The following is a 19,876-nucleotide window of genomic DNA, read 5'->3' as shown; positions in this document are numbered from 1 at the left end:
CCGACGTGTCAGCCCTCGGCGGACCCGCCGAGCTCGAAGCGATACCCCATGCCCGCCTCGGTGAGGATGTGACGCGGATGCGCCGGATCCTCCTCGAGCTTGCGGCGCAGCTGCGACACGTACAGGCGCAGGTACCCCGTGTCGCTCACGTGCTCGCTCCCCCAGATCGAGGTCAGGATCGTCTGGCGGGTGACGAGCTTGCCGGGGTTGCGCAGCAGGATTTCGAGCAGCTGCCATTCGGTCGGGGTGAGCCGCACGCGCTCGGTCTGACCACCGGTGGTCTTCATGACGCTGCGCGCCGCCAGGTCGACGGAGATCGATCCGAACTCCGTCACCGGATCGGGCTCCTGCTGGGGGGCGCGACGGGTCAGGGCCCGGATGCGCGCCAGGAGCTCGTCGATCGAGAACGGCTTCGTGACGTAGTCGTCCGCACCGGCGTCGAGCGCGTCGACCTTGTCGGCCGCGCCCGTGCGTCCCGACACGACGAGGATGGGCGCATCGGACCAGCCGCGGATCGCGTGGATCACCTCGATGCCGTCGAGCTGCGGCATCCCGAGGTCGAGCAGGAAGATGTCGGGGTGGTGATCGACGGCCGCCGAGATGGCCTGCGCGCCGTCGGCGGCGGTGAACACCTCGTATCCGCGCGCCGACAGGGTGATGCGGAGCGCTCGGACGATCTGCGGATCGTCATCGGCGATGAGGATCTTCATGCGGATGCCTCCTCGTCGGCGACCGGCAGCGACACGACCATCGTCAGCCCGCCGCCGGGGGTGTCCTCGGGGGTGAGAGCACCGCCCATGCCTTCGACGAATCCCTTCGACAGCGCGAGGCCGAGACCGAGACCGGTGCTGTTGTCGGTGTCGCCGAGCCGCTGGAACGGCACGAACACGTCGTCGCGGCGCTCGGCGGGGATCCCCGGTCCGTGGTCGATGATCCGGATCTCGGCGACCGCACCGAAACTGCTCGTCGCGACGCGCACCTTGCGCCCCTCGGGCGAATGGCGCAGCGCGTTCGCGAGCAGGTTGACCACCACGCGCTGCAGCAGGACGGGGTCGGCTCGGAGCTCCACATCCGGCTCGAGGTGGATGTCGACGGATGCCGGTCCGGCACCGAGCTCTTCGAGGGCAGGAAGGATGACGTCCGCCGGGTCGATCGTGAGGAGCGAGACCGCGAGGGCCCCGGCCTGCAGCCGGCTGACGTCGAGGAGGTCGGTGACGAGCGCGGCCAGCATGCCGAGCGACTCGTCGGCCGTCTGCAGCAGCTCGTTCCGATCGCCCTCGCTGTAGGTGCCGTTGCGGAGCCCGCCCACGGCCGCCGTCGCCGCGGCGAGCGGGCGGCGGAGGTCGTGACTGAGGGCCGACAGGAGTGCGCTGCGGACCCGATCGGATGCCTCGAGGGGAGCGAGCCCGCTCGCGACCTCGGCGAGGTCCTGCTGCTGCAGGGCGGCATCCATCTGGGCGACGATGGCCGACAGGAGGCGGCGCTCCGACGCCCGCAGGTCGTGACCGTGGAGCTCGAGGACGGCGCGCTCCCCCACCGGCACGGCGGTGAACCGGCCGCCGCGGAGGGGCTCACCGCTCGCCGCCAGGATCGTCTCGTCACCGGACGTCCCCCCGCTCGAGGTCGTGCCCGCGACGAGACGCACGCCCGCGAGACGGAACGCCTCACGGGTGCGTTCGACGAGGGCCTCGACGGCGCCTGCACCGCGGAGCACGCTTCCTGCCACGGTCTGGAGGAGCTCGGACTCCGCCGCCGCCCGTCGGGCCGCACGCGTCTGGCGGGCGGCGCGGTCGACGACGACGCTGACGAGGATCGCGATGACGACGTAGAGGGAGAGGGCCAACAGATGCTGCGGCTCGTGCACATGAACGGTGAACAGCGGCTCGACGAAGAAGAAGTCCAGCGTGATCCCGCTGAGCAGCGCCGCCCAGAGGGCCGGCCAGATGCCGCCGACGAGCGCGACGACGACGACCAGCAGCTGGTAGCTCAGCACGTCGCTCGTGATCGACTCGTCCGTGCGGGTGACGAACAGCAGCCACGTGAGGAGCGGCCCCCCGAGGAAGGCGACCGCGAACCCCGCGAGCCGGCGCTTCATCGAGAGCGCACCGCCCAGCCGCGGCAGCGCGAACCTGCCGCCTGCGGCGGAGTGGGTGACGATGTGGACGTCGATGTCGCCGGATTCGCGGATGACGGTGGCGCCGATGCCGGGGCCGGCGAAGACCGCGGCGAGCCTGCTGCGACGACTCACGCCGAGGACGAGCTGCGTCGCGTTCACCGACCGGGCGAACTCGACGAGCGCCGTCGGCACGTCGTCGCCGACGACCTGGTGGAACGTGCCGCCGAGCTTCTCGACGAGCGTCCGCTGCTCCGCGAGCGCTCCGGGATCTCCGCCGCGCAATCCGTCGTTGCTCGTGACGTGGACGGCGAGGAGCTGACCACCGGCCGAGCGGGCGGCGATACGGGCCCCGCGCCGCAGCAGGGTCTCACCCTCGGGCCCACCCGTCAGGGTGACGACGACCCGCTCGCGCGCCTCCCACCTGCTGTCGATGCCGTGCTCGGCGCGGTAGGACGTGAGGGCCTGATCGACCTCGTCCGCCAGCCACAGGAGGGCGAGTTCGCGCAGCGCCGTGAGGTTGCCGAGCCGGAAATAGTTCGACAGGGCGGCATCCACCCGTTCGGCCGGGTACACGAGCCCGCCGGCGAGACGGTCCCGGAGGGCCTGCGGTGCCAGGTCGATGACCTCGACCTGGTCCGCCGTGCGCAGGACCTCATCGGGGACCGTCTCGCGCTGGGGCGCCCCGGTGATCTGGTGGACGACGTCGTTGAGGGACTCGATGTGCTGGATGTTGACGGTCGAGATGACGGAGATCCCGGCATCCAGCAGCTGCCGCACATCCTGCCAGCGCTTCTCGTTCGCCGAACCCGGCGCGTTGGTGTGGGCGAGTTCATCGACGAGGGCGACACCCGGATGCCGCGCGATCACGGCCTCGAGGTCCATCTCGGTGAGCGTGACACCCCGATGGGTGATCTCTCGGCGCGGCACTTCCTCGAGCCCGTCGGTCATACGCAGGGTCGCGGCCCGGCCGTGGGTCTCTACGACCGCGATGACGACGTCCGAGCCCTCGCCTGCCAGGCGCCGGCCCTCCTCGAGCATCGCGTACGTCTTGCCCACGCCGGGAGCCGCGCCCAGCAGGACGCGCAACCGTCCGCGTCCCGCCACTGTCAGCCTCCTAGCCGGTCGAGCGCCAGATTGAGTTCCACCACGTTGACGGTCGACCCGCCGAGGTACCCGAGGTCGGGACCCTGGGTGTGCTCGGCGACGAGCGTGCGCACCTCGTCGACCGGGAGGTTCCGGGCCCGGGCGACGCGGTCGACCTGGATCGAAGCGTACGCGGGGCTGATGTGCGGGTCGAGTCCGGAGCCGGAGGCGGTCACCGCATCGGCGGGCACCTCCGACTCGGCGACGCCCTCACGCTCGGCGATCGCGGTCTTCCGCTCGGTGATCGACGAGATGAGGTCGGTGTTCTCGGGGCCGAGGTTCGAGCCCGACGAGGCGCCGCCGTCGTAGCCGTCGCCTGCGGCGGACGGGCGGGATTGGAAGTACTCGGGGAGTGCGGCACCGTCGGCACCCGTGAAGGACTGGCCGATGAGGGACGAACCGACGACCTCACCCGACGCGTCCCGGACGAGGGAGCCGTTCGCCTGGGCGGGCAGGGCGACCTGTCCGACCAGGGTGATGAGGGCGGTGTACCCGAGGCCGAGGATGAGGGTGAGGACCACCATCGCGCGGATCGAGACGAGGACGGTGCGCCCGGTGGCGCGGGACGAGCTGTTCATGACGGGGATGTCCTTCGGATCAGAAGCCGGGGATGAGGCGGACGAGCAGGTCGATCAGCCAGATCCCGATGAAGGGGGCGACGACACCGCCCAGGCCGTAGACGGCGAGGTTGCGGCCGAGGATCGTCGACGCGCCGCCGGGTCGGTAGCTCACGCCGCGGAGGGCGAGCGGGATGAGGAAAACGATGACGAGCGCATTGAACACGATGGCCGACAGGACAGCGGATGCCGGCGAGTGCAGCCCCATGATGTTCAGGGCCCCCAGCTGCGGGAACACGCCCATGAACATCGCCGGGATGATGGCGAAGTACTTGGCGATGTCGTTCGCGATCGAGAACGTCGTGAGCGCGCCGCGCGTGATGAGCAGCTGCTTGCCGATGCGGACGATGTCGATGAGCTTCGTCGGGTCGGAATCGAGGTCGACCATGTTGCCGGCCTCCTTCGCGGCCGACGTTCCCGAGTTCATCGCGACACCCACGTCGGCCTGCGCGAGGGCGGGCGCGTCGTTGGTGCCGTCACCGGTCATCGCGACGAGGTTGCCGCCCTCCTGCTCCTTGCGGATGTAGGCGAGCTTGTCCTCGGGGGTCGCCTCGGCGAGGAAGTCGTCGACGCCCGCTTCCTTGGCGATGGCGGCCGCCGTCAGCGGGTTGTCGCCCGTGATCATGACCGTCCGGATGCCCATCGAGCGGAGCTCGGCGAAGCGTTCGCTGAGGCCGTCCTTCACGACGTCCTTCAGGTGGACGACGCCGAGCACGCGACCGGTGCCGGCGGCATCCTTCGTCGCGACCACCAGCGGAGTCCCGCCGGACTGCGAGATCTCCTCGGTGCGCGCCGTGAGGTCGGTCCGTACATCAGCAGGCAGCGGCGAGCCGTCCTGCTCGAGCCACCCGATGATCGCCGAACCGGCGCCCTTGCGGATGGACGAGCCGTCGGGCAGGTCGAGACCGCTCATGCGGGTCTGCGCCGTGAAGGGCACGATGACGCCCTGGGATTCACCCGTCACGTCGACGCCGCGGCGGACCGCGAGGTCGACGATCGAGCTGCCCTCGGGGGTGGGGTCGGCCAGCGACGACAGCGCGGCGGCGCGGGTGAGCTCGGCTTGCGCCATCCCATCGAGCGGGACGAACTCGGATGCCTGGCGGTTGCCGTACGTGATGGTGCCGGTCTTGTCGAGCAGCAGCGTCGTCACGTCGCCGGCTGCCTCGACGGCACGACCCGACATCGCGAGGACGTTCCGCTGCACGAGGCGGTCCATGCCGGCGATGCCGATGGCCGACAGGAGCGCGCCGATCGTCGTCGGGATGAGGCAGACGAGGAGGGCGACGAGGACGGGGATGCTGACCGGTGCCGCCGCGTACGAGGCGACGGGGTTCAGGATGAGGGCCACCACCACGAAGATGATCGACAGGCTCGCGAGCAGGATGTTGAGCGCGATCTCGTTCGGGGTCTTCTGCCGGGCGGCGCCCTCGACGAGGGCGATCATCCGGTCGACGAAGGTCTCGCCGGGCTTGGACGTGATCCGTACGACGATCCGGTCCGACAGCACGCGGGTACCGCCCGTGACCGCGCTGCGATCACCACCGGACTCACGGATGACGGGGGCCGATTCGCCCGTGATGGCCGACTCGTCGACCGAGGCGATGCCGTGGACCACGTCGCCGTCGCCGGGGATCAGGTTGCCGGCCGCGACGACGACGACATCGCCGAGTGTGAGGTCGGCCGACGAGAGGTCATCGATCGTGACGCGCTCAGCGGCGACATCCGACTGCGCGTCGTAGCCGGCCACGCGGTGCGCCACCGTGCTCGTGCGGGTCTTGCGGAGCGTCTCGGCCTGCGCCTTGCCACGGCCTTCGGCGACCGATTCGGCGACGTTCGCGAAGAGCACCGTCAGCCACAGCCACACCGCGATGACCGCCGTGAACGGGACGGGGACGGGGGTGCCGCCGGAATCCGACGGCCCGCCCGTGAACGGCTCGGCGATGGCGAGGGCGGTGGTCAGCGCGGCGCCGAGCCACACGATGAACATGACGGGGTTGCGCCACTGGGCACGCGGGTCGAGCTTGCGGAACGCGCCGGGGAGGGCGGCCGCGATCGCGGCGCCGTCGATGCCGCGCCGGGTCGCCGACGCGGACGCGGCGGCAGGAGCGGAGGAAGCCGGGGCTTCGGAGCGGAGAGGTGTGGACATGGGTCAGATCAGTCCTTCTGCCAGGGGACCCAGCGCGAGTACGGGGAAGTAGGTGAGAGCGGTCACGATGAGGATCACGCCGACGAGGAGACCGACGAACAGCGGTCGGTGCGTCGGGAGCGTGCCGGCCGTCGCGGGGATCCTGTCCTGCGCGGCGAACGAGCCCGCGAGGGCGAGGACCAGCACGATCGGGACGAAGCGCCCGAGCAGCATCGCGACGGCGAGCGCCGTGTTGAGCCACGGTGTGTTGGCCGTGATACCCGCGAACGCGGAACCGTTGTTGTTGGCGGCCGAGGTGAACGCGTAGAGCACTTCGCTGAAGCCGTGGATGCCGGGGTTCCAGATCGACGTCGTCGTGACGTCATCGCGGACAGCCGGGATGGCGAAGCTGAGCGCCGTGCCGACGAGCACGAGGATCGGGGTCACCAGGATGTAGATGCTCGCGAGCTTGATCTCGCGGGGACCGATCTTCTTACCCAGGTACTCGGGCGTCCGCCCGACGAGCAGGCCCGCGATGAACACCGCGATGACCGCCATCACGAGGATGCCGTAGAGGCCCGATCCGACGCCGCCGGGGGCGAGCTCGCCGAGCATCATGTTGACCATCGGCATCATCCCGCCGAGCGCGGTGAACGAGTCGTGCATCGAGTCGACCGCACCGGTCGAGGTGAGCGTGCTCGTCGACCCGAAGATCGTCGAGCCGACGATGCCGAAGCGCATCTCCTTGCCCTCCATCGCCGCGCCGGCGAGAGCGGGGGCGGTGCCGCGACCGGCGAGCTCGAACGCCGTCAGGGCGAGCGTCGAGGCGAGGAACAGGACGCCCATCGCGCCGAGGATCGCATAGCCCTGTCGCTTGTCGCCGAGCATGGTGCCGAAGGTGCGCGGCAGCGAGAACGGGATGATCAGCATGAGGACGACCTCGAACAGGTTCGTCCAGCCGGTCGGGTTCTCGAAGGGGTGCGCGGAGTTGGCGTTGAAGAATCCGCCGCCGTTGGTGCCCAGGAGCTTGATCGCCTCCTGGGAGGCGACGGGGCCGCCGGGGATGTTCTGCGCCCCGCCGACGACGGTCGCGACGTCGCTGAATCCGGTGACGTTCTGGATGACGCCGCCGGCCAGCAGCACGATCGCCGCGATGACCGCGAGAGGCAGCAGGAGGCGGAACGTCCCGCGGGTCAGGTCGACCCAGAAGTTGCCGATCGTGCCGCTGCGGCGGAAGGCGAGGCCGCGGACGAGGGCGACGGCGACGGCGAGGCCGACGGCCCCCGAGACGAAGTTCTGCACGGCGAGGCCGGCGAACTGCACCGTGTAGCCGAGGGTCAGCTCGGGAGAGTACGACTGCCAGTTGGTGTTCGTCACGAACGAGACGGCCGTGTTGAACGACAGGTGCTCACTGGGCGCGGGGAGACCGAGGGACCAGGGCAGCCACTGCTGGGTGCGCTGCAGCGCGTAGACGATGAGGACGCCGACCGCCGAGAAGGCGAGGACGCTGCGGGCGTACGCCTGCCAGGTCTGGGCGGATGCCGGGTCGACGCCGATCAGCCGGTACAGACCGCGTTCGGCCCGGGCATCCTTCGGCGACGAGTAGACCCAGGCCATGTAGTCGCCGAGGGGCCGGTAGGCGACCCCGAGGATGAGGGCGAGCGTGGCGAGGGTGAGGACAGCGGGAAGCCACTCCATCAGAACTTCTCCGGCTTCACGAGTGCGACGAACAGGTAGACGACGACGGCGACGCCGAGGACGGCGGCGATCAGATCGAAGACGATCACAGTCGGTCCACCGCCTTCGCGAACAGACCGATGATCACGAACAGAGCGAGGACGCCCAGGACGTAGACGATGTCGAGCACGAGTGAGGCTCCGATTTCGAGGGATGCGGGCCCTGATCGGGCCGGCACGCCGGTGGGGCGCATCCCTGATGGAACACCTCCGCGCGGGCGCCGCCGGGCCTCCTCACGGAATCCATACGCCCGGTGGCGGCGTCCTCACGGGATCCTCACGGGGGCCCTCGTTCCCCCTGCCGACGGGCTCAGTGCAGGTCGGCGTCGGCGGCGCCGCGGCGCCAGGCCGTGAACGGCACGGTGAGCCCGGCGCGACTCGGCGCGCAGACGAACGGCCCCGCCGCGGCATCCAGGTCGGCCGCGAACGGGATGACCCGCACGAGCCGCAGCGGCTCGCCGTCGGCCGCCGCCCGGACGGTCAGCGCGGTGCCCTGTCGACTGATGCGCACGGTGATCCGCCTTGACCGCCAGTGCGGGACGGGGGCGAGGGACCAGTCCGACATGCCGTCCGTGACGACGGCGCCGAGGTTCAGCTCCCCGTCTGCGAACTCGATGCCGGCTTTGACCCACCGCGTCGCGTCGACGCGGACGAAGAGCCCCGCCTGGTCGAACTGCGCCTCGAACGGGATGTCGAACTCGACCTCCATCGCGGCGTCGTCGGGCAGCGGAGCGAGGAGCGCGTGCTCGGTGTCGTGCACGAACCCGTAGGAGGTGAGCCGCCAGGCGTCGCTGCCCTCCTCGGCGGTGACCAGCAGCATCCCCTCACGTTCTTCCGTGGCTCGCGGAGGCGTGGTCCAGGTGCCCTCGGACCAGTCGATGGATGCCACGGCTCGGACGGGTTCGCTCATGCCGCCAGGCTAGCGGCCGTCGTCAGCCCAGGCGGATGCCGGCGGATCAGCGCGTCCGCGCCGGGCCCTTCCGGGGCTCCAGCACTCGGACGAGCCACGCCGGTCGAGCGTAGACGCCCGGAATCCAGCGGGTGACACGGTGCACGGCGAGGCACCCGGCGATGGTCACCGCTGTCATCACGGGGGCAAGGAGGTCCGTCAGGGCGCCCGCTCCGTCGGCGAAGGCGAGGTTGACGACGGCATACACGACCAGCAGGACGTACCAGTGCAGCAGGTAGATCGGCAGCGTGTTCCTCCCCAGCACGGACATCCACGCGAAGACACGCAGTCCCGACATCGCTCGCGCGGCGAGGCACCCCGCCGCCACGGCCAAGACTCCCAGGGCGAGCCTGACCCCCACGACCTCCAGGAGAGCGAACTTCGCCACAAAGGCGGCAGCGGCGGCGAATGCGGCGACAGCGACCGCCGCCCACCAGATGCTCACGGACGCGATCATCGGCCGAAGCCGCGTCGATGTCTGCACCGCGAGCAGGAAGAAGATGAGGTTGTAGAGGGTCTTGTCGATCTCGATGGATCCGGTGGTCAGGAGCCCCATCCCGAACACGACACTCACCGCCACGGCGATGGCGAGCGCGGCCGCTGCCGGGATGCGGACGGCGAACCACGCGACGACGAAGTGGACGATCAGTGCCCAGATGAACCAGGTCGCCGGCGTCGGAATGACCGGGATCAGCAGGAGCGAGAACACCACCGGCCTGTCCGTGGCACCGGTCAGCGGCAGGACCAGCACGGCGACGACCGCGACGATCGACCAGAGGACGTAGACCCAGGCGAGGTGCGAGATCCGGGTACGCAAGAGGTCAACGAGAGGCAAGCGGATGGCTCTGCCGGCGAACAGGCCGGCGGTGAAGAAGAAGAGCGGCAGGCGGAACGTGTCGAGCAATCCGACGAATTGACCCCAGTGGCCGGAGACCCCGCTTCCCGCGTGGTTGAACACCGTGTGCAGGAACACGACCATGATGATCGCGATCGCCTTCGCGGCGTCCACCCAGTCGACCCGACCCTGAGGCGCGTCGACTGAGCGTGATCCGTCCACCGAAAGTCCCCGTGTCGTGCGCATCGCTCGGCTCCCCAGCCCGGTCCGCCGATCCCATTCGGCTGTGACGACTGGCGTCACTCTACCGATCACGGCGCTCGCGCGCTCGTCCGATCCGATGAGCGTACGGGCGCGGGACTGCGCGGCCGCCGTCAGCCCAGGCGGATGCCGGCGGACTCGAGCGCACGCACCGCGGTGTCGAGCACGGCGGCGCTGTGGTCGAGGCGGCGATCGCGCTCGGCGAGGTCCGCCTCGGCGATCATGCGGACGAACGCCCGGAACTCGGCCGTCATTCGGTGCGGGTCGTGGTCGAGGGCGATCCGCTCGTGAGTTCCGTCGCGCAGATGCAGCTCGACGACGGGGATCTCGTTCGGCGGGCCGTCGAACACCATCGCGCCCTCTGTTCCCTGGATCTTCGTCCGGGAGGGCCCGGGCGAGTCCTTCGCGCACACGCAGACCGCCGTGACGTCGCCGTAGCCGAGGACGGCGACACCTGACGTGTCGACACCCCGCTCCATCCGCGGCGTGTACGACACCGTCTCGGGGGCGCCCAGCAGACCGACGACGAGATGCAGGGCGTACACGCCGAGGTCCATCAGTGCCCCGCCGCCCGCGGCGGGGTCGAACGCGGGCGGGACCTCGCCGGAGCGGAAGGCGTCGTAGCGGGACGAGTACTGCGAGTACTCGCACTGCACGAGCCGCAGCTCGCCGAGGCGGTGGAGGTTGTCCCGCATCCACGCGACGTTCGCGAGGTACTGGTTGCTGATGGCCTCGACGAGGATCAGGCCTCGATCTTCCGCGAGGACGCGCAGCTCGGCGAGTTCGGCCGTGCGCAGCACGAACGGCTTCTCGCAGACGACGTGCTTTCCGGCGAGAAGGGCGCGGCGGGCGACATCCGCGTGCAGCACGTTCGGCACGGCGACCCACACGGTGTCGACGCGTGGGTCCGCGAGACAGGCGTCGAGATCGGTGTAGACGAACGGGATGCCGTGGGCCGCCGCCAGGGCGTCGGCCTTGTCACGGCTGGCCGCCCGTCCGACGATGGCCGCGATGGTGAGCCCGGGGACCTCGTGGGCGTGCGGGAGGAACTCGGCGACGATCTTGCCCGCGCCGACGACGGCGAGCTTCACCTCAGAGGGCCAGCCCGATCGCGAGCAGGATCACGCCGACGAGCGGAGCGGCGAGCTGGATGAGCGCCGCGCGCGCCTTCGAGCGGTCCGAGAGCAGCAGCACGAGCCCTGCCGCGACCATCGACCCGGCTCCGACGAACACGAGCGTCGCACCGATCGCCGTGGAGCCCGTGGCGACGAAGACGATGCCGAGGAAGACCGCGATCGCGAGGAAGAGGTTGTAGAAGCCCTGGTTGTAGGCGAAGGGCTTGGTGATCTCGACGGTCGCGTCGGTCGTCCCGAAAGTGCGCCGCGCGGCGGCCCCGGTCCACGCGATGGACTCGAGATAGAAGATGTAGACGTGGATGAGGGCGCCGAGCGCCGCGAACACCAAACCGGCGATGATCATGCCGCCATCATCCCAGACTGCGCGACGCGCGCCAGAGGGGATCGGCGGCGACCGGGTCGGTGATGCCGACGGGCGCTCCGGTCTCGTCGCGCGCGAAGGCGAGGAGGACGGGGATGCCCGCCCGGTCGGTGACGATCCTCCCCGCGTAGGCGGGCGCCGGCAGGATCAGCCGTGCGTCATCGATCCGGATGCCGGTGGGCACGGCCGCGGCGGGCACCGCCCACACGCCGTCGGCCCCGTCGGAGCGCGTGGCGCAGAAGAGGAGCACGGGGGTGCCGTCGAGCTCAGCGAGCTGCAGCACCTCGAGGTGCGGGAACGCCGGCGCCGGATCGGTGAGGGGCGGCTGCACCGTCCACGTGTCGAGATCAGGCGACCAGGCGTGCCCGACGACGCCCCCGCCGGTGGTCGACCCGCCCGCGCCGCGGGCGGTGATCAGCATGTGCCAGCCGTCGCCGGCGGGATCGCGGAACACCCACGGATCGCGCCACGCCTCGTCGGGCCACGAGGTGTCGCCGAGCTTCTCGTAGTACTCCCCCGCGGCGCGGAGGACGAACCCGTTGCGCTTGTCCCACGTGTGCAGGTCGACCGAGGTCGCCATGCCGATCGCCTCGACGTTGCGAGGCGACGATCCGTCGACGAAGGATGCCCCCGTGTAGAACATGCGCCACAGCCCGTCGTCGCCGTGGACGACGCATCCGGTCCAGGTCGCCGTCTCGTCGAACGCGCCGGCGATCCCCGGGCCGAGCACCTCGCCGTGATCGGCCCAGTCGGTCAGATCCGTTGAGGTCGCATGCCCGATCCGCGCATTCCGGTGGCGGAGGTCCGGGTCGCCGAGCGAGGTCGGCGCGTGCAGGTAGTACAGGTGGAACGTCTCGCCGTCGTCAGCGACCCAGAAGTCCCACACCCAGTGCCCGTCGAGAGCGAACGCCACGTCAGCCCTTCAGCGACCCCTGCATCAGGGCGGAGACGAAGTGACGCTGGAAGATCAGGAAGATGATCAGCGTCGGGGTGAGGATGAGCAGCGACCCGGCGCACAGCAGCGGGATGTCCGTGCCGTATTGCCCCTGGAAGGCGCCGAGAGCGCCGGCCATCGTGCGCTTCTCGGGATCGTTCACGAGCACGATCGCGAGCAGGAACTGGTTCCAGGTCCACAGGAACAGCAGGATCGCCAGAGACGACAGCGCGGGAACCGACAGCGGGATGTGGATGCGCCAGAAGAGCTGCCACGTCGTCGCGCCGTCCATGCGAGCCGCCTCCGAGAGGTCGGCCGGCATCGTGATGAAATGCGCCCGCATCCACATCACGGCGAACGGCATGAACAGCCCGATGAGCGGCAGGATGATCGCCCATCGGGTGTTCAGCAGGCCCATCTCGCGGATCTGGAAGTACAGCGGCGTGATGATCCCCTCGAACGGCAGCGTCAGACCGAGGATGAACGCGACGAACACGATGCGACCGCCGGCGGGCCGCAGGTGGCCGAGCGCGAAGCCGGCGAGGGTCGCGAACAGCACGGCCGCCGGGACGACGGCGATCTCGATGAGGAAGCTCGATCCGAGCAGCGCTGCCATGTTGGCGGATTGGAACGCCGTGACGAAGTTGTCCCACCGCGGCTCGGGCGGCCATTCCAGACCACTGGGGTAGGTGCCCGGAGCGTGGAGCGCGGTCACGAACAGGCTGATGAACGGCATGATCGTGACGAGCATCAGGACGATCAGGAGGACGCGGCCGAGCCACTTCTCGCGTGCGCGGACGATCACGATTCTTTCCCTCGGAGGATGCGCTGGAGCGGCAGGACGATGAGGAGGACGAGGGCCATGAGGACGATGGCGAAAGCTGAGGCCGTTCCGACCTCGCGCTGGTAGAACGCGAGGTAGAAGATCTGGAGGCCGGGGACGAGCGTGCTGTCGCCGGGGCCGCCCTGCGTGGCGATGTAGATGATGTCGAAGCTCGCGAGCGCGGCGATCACGGTGACCGTGACGCACACCGCGACTTCCTGGCGAACGCCCGGGAGCGTGATGCTGAAGAACTCGCGGACGGGGCCGGCGCCGTCGATGCGGGCGGCCTCGTACAGCGCGGGGTCGATCTTGGTCATGCCCGCGAGGATGAGCACGAGGCAGAGCCCGACCTGAACCCAGGCGCCGATGACGCCCACGGCCGGCAGGGCGGTCGAGAAGTCGCCGAGCCAGGCTCGGGTCACTCCGCCGAGGCCGAACAGACCGAGGAGCTGGTTGACCAGCCCGTTGGTCGACAGCTGCCAGCTCCACATGATGCCGGCGGCGACGAGCGGGATCACCTGCGGCAGGAAGAGGACGGTCCGCGAGATGGCGGCCAGTCGGCTCGCGGCGATCGCGCGGATCATGTTCGCGGCGACGAGGGCGATGCCGACGGGGATGATGCTGAAGTAGATGATCAGCTCGAACGCGTTGCCGATCGCGCCCGTCAACTTCGGGTTGCTGAAGACCTCGACGTAGTTGGCGAAGCCCACCCACGTCGCCGGACCGATGCCGTTCCACTCGTAGAACGAGTACTGCGCCGACAGGGCGATGGGACGGAGCACGAAGAAGACGTAGAAGCCCGCGGCGGGGAGTACCAGCAGGTACGCCGCGAGGCTGGCGCGGAACTTCCGCCGGCGACGGCGCTGTGCCGCCGCCGAGTCGAGCGCTGCTGCGCCGGTGGAGACCACCGGCGCAGCAGCGGGAGGAGCAGAGACCATCACTCAGTTCCCGATTTGGCTTTCGTAGTCGGACTGCACGGACGACAGCAGGCCCTCGGGGGTCTGCTCGCCGGCGACGAGTTTCTGCAGGTTGGGCGTCCAGCTCTGGGCGTAGATCGCGCCGGTCGCGTTGGCGATGAAGTCCATCGCACCGTTCGCCTCGGACAGCTGAGCACCGGCGGCGAGCGTCGCAGCCGTGGTCGAGCCCTCCTTGACGGGAGGCATGAACGCGTCCGCAGGGCCCATCGGGTGCGAGCCGCCGACCTCGACGCCGATCGTGCGGGCCTTCTCGTTCGTCGCGGTCCAGTTCAGGAAGAACGCGGCGCAGTCGGGGTGCTTCGCCGTGGCTGCGACACCGTAGGTCAGCGGAGCGGACATCGCACCGATCTGGCCGCCCTCTTCACGCGGGGGCATGAGGAAGAAGCCGGCCTCGCCGGGCATCTGGGTGTCGAGGTTGCCCGACTCCCAGTCGCCGTCGAACATGAAGAGCGAGTCGCCACCGATGAAGCGGCTCATCATCTGCGCGTAGTCGAGCGAGTTGATGTCGTCGGCGAAGAAGCCCTCGTCGATCCACTTCTTGAGGTGCTTTGCCGCCTCGAGGTTCTCGGGGGTGTCGATGGAGGCGCCGGGCTGCTGGAAGATCCAGTCGTTGATCTTGGCCGGGTCGCCATAGGACGCCATGAGCGCCTGCAGCGGGAAGGCCAGACCACCGGTCGCGCCGCCGTTGAACTGTGTGATCGGCGTGATGCCGGCATCCTTCGCCGCCTTCAAAGCGGCGTCGAACTCGTCGAGAGTCTTCGGAGCCTCGGTCATGCCGATCTTCTCGGCGAGGCTCTTGTTGTAGAAGACGCCGGTCATCGAGTAGTTGAGGCCGAGCGCGTAGAGCGGGCCGCTGCCGCGACGACCGTTCTCGTCGACCCGCAACTGCTGGAGCTGCGACTCGGGCCACGTCGTCCAGCCGAATGCTTCGGCGTAGGGGTCGAGGTCGAGGAGGAGCCCGTCGGTGGCGAGCTCGGACATCTGCGGCAGGCGCATGAGGTCCGGCGGCGAGTCCTGCAGGACGCGCGGTGCGTTCTGCGTGATGACGGCGAACTGGTCCTCACGGATGTCGAAGGTCACGTTCGGGTACTGCTTCGTGAACTCGTCGGTGAGGTCCTTCGGCAGCGGGAAGCCGGTCTCGAAGTAGCCGCTGAGGACGACGTCCTCGTCACCGCACGTGGGGCCGTTCGCCCCGAAGTCGGCGGTCGAGGATGCCTGCGGTGCCGCGGTCCCTCCGGGAGGGGCGCACGCGGTGACGGCCACGGCGAGCGAGGTGAGGACACCGGCGAGGATGAGCGGGCGGAGGGGGCGCTGTGTGAGTCGAGACATCACTGTCTCCTTTCAGAGAACCACGGTGTTCGGGAGGAAAAGCGTCGACGTGAGTCGGTGCTAAATCGCGTTAGCAAGGTCATGATGCGCCACCGATCCCCGACGTGTCAATGGGCAGGAGCCGTGTCGTGACCGAGACGTGTCCGCGCAATCCGCCGGCGGGATCCGCTTGCGGCCCCGCGCCGCGGCGCCTCCCCCACCGCCGTTAGGATCGCGGGAGACAGGAGGACTCCGTGACGAGGAATCGGGTGACACTCGCCGACGTCGCCCGCGCAGCGGGCATGTCGCGCACGACCGCGTCACTCGTCCTGTCGGGCCGAGGCGATGAGATGCGGATCGCCGAGGCGTCGCAGGAACGCGTGCGCCTCGTGGCCGCCGAACTCGGCTACCGGCCGAACATGATCTCTGCGGGACTGCGCAGCGGCACGAGCCGGACGCTCGGGTTCATCTCGGACTCCGTCGCGACGTCGCAGCTGGCCGGCGACATGATCAAGGGCGCCCTTGAGGGTGCCCGTCGCCACGGGCACATGCTGTTCATCGGCGAGTACGAGGGCGACGACACCGAACGCGAACGCCTGATCGACGCGATGCTCGACCGTCAGGTCGACGGCGTCATCCTCGCCTCGATGTTCACCCGGGAGCGTCCGGTCCCCGCCGCCCTCGCCGGACGGAACGTCGTCCTGCTCAACACGTTGCCCGAGGGGCCGGCGAAGAACGCGCACGCGATCCTCCCGGATGAGCTGGATGCCGGGCGTCGCGCCGCGCGGCTGCTGCTCGAGCGCGGACACCGGGACATCCACCTCATCGGAGCGGGGCCGACGCCGGCGGATGTGCCCCGCAGCACCATCGCCGGGCGGGAACGCCTCGAGGGGATCCTCGACGAACTGACGGGCGCGGGACTCTCCCCCGCCTCCGGCCGCAAGCTGAGCATCTGGCTGCCCGCCGACGGCTGGAAGGCGACCGCGGACCTCATCGCGTCCGGCGTGCGCTCTGGCGCCATCATCGCCTTCAACGACCGCATCGCATTCGGCGCGTACCAGGCCGTGTCCGAGGCGGGGTTGACCGTGCCCGGCGACTTCTCGATCGTCTCGTTCGACGACCACCAGCTCGCGAGCTGGGTGCACCCCGGCCTGACGACCTTCGCGATCCCGCACTTCGATCTCGGGCTGCGCGCCGTCGAGATGCTGCTCACCACGCCCGCGGAGTCCCCAGCGTCGGTCGAGCGCCTCCCGATGCCGCTCCGCAGCCGCGGCTCGGTGCGCGCGGTCGCCGACGCGCACTGAACGAGAACCGGTGCGAGGCATCCGCTACTCTCTGAGCTAACGCGATTTAGCACGTGGCTCACCCGCCGCGTGGAGAGGATCAGCATGGAGCAACGGAGCCCCAGCGCACACGGCATCCCGCACCCCCCGTTCGATCCCGACGTCCGCCGGGCGCTCGAGGAGGGCGACGACGTCGTCGTCGGTCTCGCCGCGAGCGAGATCACCGCGCTCCGCGCCGGAGCCGTCCCGCCGACGCGCGAGGCCTACACGCTCGGCGGACGCTTCGCGGACCGCGCGGCCCGGACGGTCGCCGCCGACGGCACCGAGGTGCGCCTGACCGTCCTCACCCCTCGCGACGAGCCGGGGCCCTTCCCCGTGGTGTTCCACATCCACGGCGGCGGGATGGTCGTCGGCGGTGCGCACGACGTCCTCCCCGACCTGGGACCGACGGCGCTCGACCTCGGCTGTGCGATCGTCTCGGTCGAGTACCGGCTCGCGCCCGAGAACCCTTACCCCGCCCCGCTCGACGACGTCTACGCCGGCTGGGAGTGGGTCGCACGGGAGGGGTCCGCGTGGGGGCTCGACCCCACGCGCGTCATCGTGCACGGGGTGAGCGCGGGCGGCGGGCTGGCTGCCGGCGCGGTGCTCCGCGCACGCGACCACGGGGGCCCGGCCGCCCTCGGCCAGATGCTCGTGTATCCGATGCTCGATCACCGCAACGACTCGGCATCCGCTCGTCAGATGGAGGGTCTCGGCGCATGGGACCGCCGCGCCAACGCGACCGGCTGGGCGGCATATCTCGGCGCGCTCGACGCCGACGCGGTGCCCGCCTACGCCTCCCCCGCCCTCGCCGCCGACCTGGGCGGCCTGCCCGCGACCTTCATCGAGGTCGGGTCGGCCGAGACCTTCCGCGACGAGGACGTCGACTACGCGCGCCGCATCTGGGCCGCCGGCGGTGATGCCGAACTCCACGTCTGGCCGGGCGGCGCCCACGCCTTCGACGCGCTCGCCCCCGACGCCGCGCTCTCCCGCGACGCGCGCGACGCGCGGGTGCGGTGGCTGCGGCGCGTGCTCGGGCGCTGACCCCCGGCATCCGTCGCACGCGAACGGCCCGCCACCGGTGGGTGCCACCGAGGACGGGCCGTTCGAGGAAAGCGGTCAGGCGCCGGGGACGAGGACCCGGTCGATCGTGTGGATGACGCCGTTCGACGCCTGGATGTTGATGGCGCGGAGGACGAGCTTGGGGTTCTTCAGCTCGGGCGTCTCGTCGCGCAGGATGATGCCGCGCGGCTCGATCGTGCCGCCGTTCGCCATCTCGATCGAGCGCGAGAAGAGGACCTTGAGGGGCGAGAGCTTCTTGCCCGCGACCACGTGGTACAGCAGGATGTCGCTGATCTCGTCGGTCGTGAACGTCGAGGTGATCGCCGTGAGCGCCGCCTTCTCGGAGGTGGGCGCCGTTCCCGTCAGGTCGGTCACGAGACGCTCGAACGCACGGTCGTTCGGAGCGAACACGGTGAAGGTGGCGTTCGGGTCGTCGAGGGTCTTGTCGAGACCGGTCGCGACGAGCGCCTGGACGAGGATGTCGTAGTCCGATCCGTTCGCGTCCGGGGTGCCGCCGCCGGAGGCGGCGACCGCGACGTCGACGATGGTCCCCTTCGGCGCGGTCGCCTGATGGGCCGAGGCAGGGGATGCGGTCAGGGCGAGCGCGCCCGCGACCACCGTGGCGAGGGCGATTCCGAGCTTCTTGTTCATCATGGTGCTCCTTCGATGAGAAGAGTCACGCCCGGCGGACATGTCGGGCGCTACTAGGTGTTCCGCCGGACAGGCCGCCTCGGATGCAGCACGAGAGAAGTTTTTTCAGCCGGCGCTCACCCGAACAGCGGCGCCACCGGGACGTCGAGGTTCGCGCCGCCCCGGTAGCGCGCCGCGATGTGGTTCTCGGGCAGGCGCGGTCCGCGCCCGAACAGACGCTCGCGCAGGGTCGGACCGCCCTCGAGGAGGCGACCGCGCTTGCGCAGCTCGGGCACGACGAGCTCGGCGAAATCGCGGGCGGTGTCGAAGGAGTGGTACTGCCGCAGATTGATGCCGTCGATGCCGTCCTCGTCGAGCCACCGTTCGATCTCATCGGCGACGACGGTGGGAGTCCCCGCAACGAAGAAGCGGCCCTCACGACCCGTGGCGATCCCGTCGAGGAGTTCCCCGATCGTCGCGTCGGGGCCGGTCGGCGGCGCCGCATCCGCTGCGACTCCCGCCTGCGCGAGGGCGTCGCGGACGAGGGTCTCGCGGGGGAAGGCCGTCGGGTCGAAGGGGAACCCGGCGTGGGCGAGGATGCCGTCGACGCTCGTGTTCTCGCGGTACGTCCGCCACTTGTCGGCCGCTTCGTCCTCGGTGCGACCGACGACGACGCCCGCCTGCACGATGAAGCGGAGGTCGTCTGCGCCGCGGCCGTGGCGGGCGGCCGCCGCCCGCATCTGCTCGACGTTGCGGATGAAGTCCGCCGTCGAGCGCCCTCCCGTGAAGACGAGCTCCGCGTGGCGTCCGGCGAACTCGATGCCGGCGGGCGATCCGGTCGCCTGGTAGAGGACGGGCGTGCGCTGCGGCGAGGGCTGGCTCAGGTGGGGACCCGCGACGCGGAAGTTCTCCCCCACGTGATCGACGTAGCGGACCTTGGACGGGTCCGTGTAGGTCCGGGTCGCGGCATCCGCGATGACCGCATCGTCGTCCCACGAGCCCTCCCACAGCTTGTAGACGACGTCGAGGAACTCGTCCGCGATCGTGTAGCGGCGATCATGCGGGATCTCATCGGCCAGCCCGAAGTTCCGGGCCGCGTTCGGCAGGTACGAGGTGACGATGTTCCACCCCACCCGTCCCCGGGTGAGGTGATCGAGAGTCGACATGCGGCGGGCGAACGAGAACGGCGGCTCGTAGCTGGTCGAGAACGTGACGCCGAAGCCCAGGCGCTCGGTCACGGCCGCCATGGCGGGGATGACGAGCAGCGGATCGTTCGAGGGGATCTGCAGCCCCTCGCGGATCGCGGTCTCGGGGCCGCCCCGGAACACGTCGTACGCACCGACGACGTCAGCGAGGAAGACCCCGTCGAATCCGCCGTGCTCGAGGATCTGCGCGAGCTCGATCCAGTACGAGATGTCGTTGATCCGGTGCCGGTTGTTCCCCGGCAACGACCACAGCCCGTGGGTGATGTGACTGACCGTGTTCATCTCGAACAGGTTCAGGATGAGCTTCTTGCGCTCCGCCATGCGGGTCCTTTCTGG

Annotated in this window: 19 protein-coding genes; 2 read left to right on the top strand and 17 right to left on the bottom strand. The window is 70.0% G+C overall.

The window, feature by feature from the left end; genetic code table 11:
* Positions 1-8: 8 nt before the first annotated feature.
* From MRBLMI1x_RS04995 to MRBLMI1x_RS04925, 15 genes are all read right to left on the bottom strand, one after another.
* Positions 9-710 (bottom strand): response regulator transcription factor, encoded by a 702-nt coding sequence (locus MRBLMI1x_RS04995; RefSeq protein ID WP_363456726.1) that lies wholly within the window; start codon positions 708-710, stop codon positions 9-11.
* Positions 707-3,220, bottom strand: a complete 2,514-nt coding sequence (locus tag MRBLMI1x_RS04990) for a sensor histidine kinase (protein WP_363456723.1) — start codon at positions 3,218-3,220, stop codon at positions 707-709. The genes MRBLMI1x_RS04995 and MRBLMI1x_RS04990 overlap by 4 nt, the downstream gene beginning before the upstream one ends.
* A gap of 2 nt (positions 3,221-3,222) precedes the next feature.
* Positions 3,223-3,837, bottom strand: a complete 615-nt coding sequence (kdpC, locus tag MRBLMI1x_RS04985) for a K(+)-transporting ATPase subunit C (RefSeq protein ID WP_363456720.1) — start codon at positions 3,835-3,837, stop codon at positions 3,223-3,225.
* A gap of 19 nt (positions 3,838-3,856) precedes the next feature.
* A complete protein-coding gene (gene kdpB / locus MRBLMI1x_RS04980; RefSeq protein WP_363456717.1) occupies positions 3,857-6,022 on the bottom strand; it encodes a potassium-transporting ATPase subunit KdpB in 2,166 nt (721 codons plus the stop codon).
* A 3-nt stretch (positions 6,023-6,025) separates the two neighbouring features.
* On the bottom strand, positions 6,026-7,699 hold the full coding sequence (gene kdpA / locus MRBLMI1x_RS04975; RefSeq protein ID WP_363456714.1) for a potassium-transporting ATPase subunit KdpA: 1,674 nt from the start codon (positions 7,697-7,699) through the stop codon (positions 6,026-6,028).
* Positions 7,699-7,788 carry a K(+)-transporting ATPase subunit F gene (gene kdpF, locus MRBLMI1x_RS04970; RefSeq protein WP_018185558.1) on the bottom strand — a complete coding sequence of 30 codons (90 nt, stop codon included), beginning with the start codon at positions 7,786-7,788 and terminating at the stop codon, positions 7,699-7,701. Before kdpF ends, kdpA begins: the two co-directional genes overlap by 1 nt.
* Positions 7,785-7,931, bottom strand: coding sequence for a hypothetical protein (locus MRBLMI1x_RS04965; RefSeq protein ID WP_018185559.1), 147 nt, complete (start codon positions 7,929-7,931; stop codon positions 7,785-7,787). Before MRBLMI1x_RS04965 ends, kdpF begins: the two co-directional genes overlap by 4 nt.
* 116 nt (positions 7,932-8,047) lie before the next feature.
* Positions 8,048-8,647 carry a DUF1349 domain-containing protein gene (locus tag MRBLMI1x_RS04960; RefSeq protein ID WP_363456709.1) on the bottom strand — a complete coding sequence of 200 codons (600 nt, stop codon included), beginning with the start codon at positions 8,645-8,647 and terminating at the stop codon, positions 8,048-8,050.
* Positions 8,648-8,693: 46 nt separating this feature from the next.
* The gene (locus tag MRBLMI1x_RS04955) at positions 8,694-9,695 is read right to left on the bottom strand and encodes an acyltransferase family protein (protein WP_363456706.1); all 1,002 of its coding nucleotides are present in this window, start codon (positions 9,693-9,695) and stop codon (positions 8,694-8,696) included.
* Between the two features lie 200 nt (positions 9,696-9,895).
* Entirely contained in the window at positions 9,896-10,873 is a 978-nt protein-coding gene (locus tag MRBLMI1x_RS04950) for a Gfo/Idh/MocA family protein (protein WP_363456703.1), read from the bottom strand.
* A gap of 1 nt (position 10,874) precedes the next feature.
* Positions 10,875-11,261 carry a DUF1304 domain-containing protein gene (locus MRBLMI1x_RS04945; protein ID WP_018185563.1) on the bottom strand — a complete coding sequence of 129 codons (387 nt, stop codon included), beginning with the start codon at positions 11,259-11,261 and terminating at the stop codon, positions 10,875-10,877.
* 7 nt (positions 11,262-11,268) lie between these two features.
* Positions 11,269-12,192 (bottom strand): glycosyl hydrolase family 32, encoded by a 924-nt coding sequence (locus MRBLMI1x_RS04940; protein WP_363456699.1) that lies wholly within the window; start codon positions 12,190-12,192, stop codon positions 11,269-11,271.
* A 1-nt stretch (position 12,193) separates the two neighbouring features.
* Positions 12,194-13,018: a carbohydrate ABC transporter permease gene (locus tag MRBLMI1x_RS04935; protein WP_020097932.1), complete on the bottom strand. Its 825-nt coding sequence runs from the start codon at positions 13,016-13,018 to the stop codon at positions 12,194-12,196.
* Positions 13,015-13,974: a carbohydrate ABC transporter permease gene (locus MRBLMI1x_RS04930; protein WP_116228090.1), complete on the bottom strand. Its 960-nt coding sequence runs from the start codon at positions 13,972-13,974 to the stop codon at positions 13,015-13,017. Before MRBLMI1x_RS04930 ends, MRBLMI1x_RS04935 begins: the two co-directional genes overlap by 4 nt.
* Positions 13,975-13,977: 3 nt before the next feature.
* A complete protein-coding gene (locus MRBLMI1x_RS04925) occupies positions 13,978-15,342 on the bottom strand; it encodes an ABC transporter substrate-binding protein (protein ID WP_018185567.1) in 1,365 nt (454 codons plus the stop codon).
* A 248-nt stretch (positions 15,343-15,590) separates the two neighbouring features.
* On the opposite strand from MRBLMI1x_RS04925, the gene MRBLMI1x_RS04920 reads away from it, so the two are divergent.
* Together MRBLMI1x_RS04920 and MRBLMI1x_RS04915 are read left to right on the top strand one after the other, a co-directional pair.
* Positions 15,591-16,625, top strand: coding sequence for a LacI family DNA-binding transcriptional regulator (locus tag MRBLMI1x_RS04920; RefSeq protein ID WP_414685567.1), 1,035 nt, complete (start codon positions 15,591-15,593; stop codon positions 16,623-16,625).
* An 84-nt stretch (positions 16,626-16,709) separates the two neighbouring features.
* A complete protein-coding gene (locus MRBLMI1x_RS04915; protein WP_363456691.1) occupies positions 16,710-17,687 on the top strand; it encodes an alpha/beta hydrolase in 978 nt (325 codons plus the stop codon).
* A gap of 75 nt (positions 17,688-17,762) precedes the next feature.
* Here the strand turns inward: MRBLMI1x_RS04915 and MRBLMI1x_RS04910 are convergent, their stop codons facing one another.
* Both MRBLMI1x_RS04910 and MRBLMI1x_RS04905 read right to left on the bottom strand, forming a co-directional pair.
* Entirely contained in the window at positions 17,763-18,356 is a 594-nt protein-coding gene (locus tag MRBLMI1x_RS04910) for a fasciclin domain-containing protein (RefSeq protein WP_363456688.1), read from the bottom strand.
* A gap of 116 nt (positions 18,357-18,472) precedes the next feature.
* Positions 18,473-19,861, bottom strand: a complete 1,389-nt coding sequence (locus MRBLMI1x_RS04905) for an NtaA/DmoA family FMN-dependent monooxygenase (protein ID WP_363456685.1) — start codon at positions 19,859-19,861, stop codon at positions 18,473-18,475.
* Positions 19,862-19,876: the final 15 nt, after the last annotated feature.

Source organism: Microbacterium sp. LMI1x-1-1.1 (assembly GCF_040676205.1).
Taxonomy (GTDB): domain Bacteria; phylum Actinomycetota; class Actinomycetes; order Actinomycetales; family Microbacteriaceae; genus Microbacterium; species Microbacterium aquilitoris.
The sequence above is the reverse complement of the archived record's forward strand: the minus strand, read 5'-3'. Positions and strand labels throughout refer to the sequence as shown.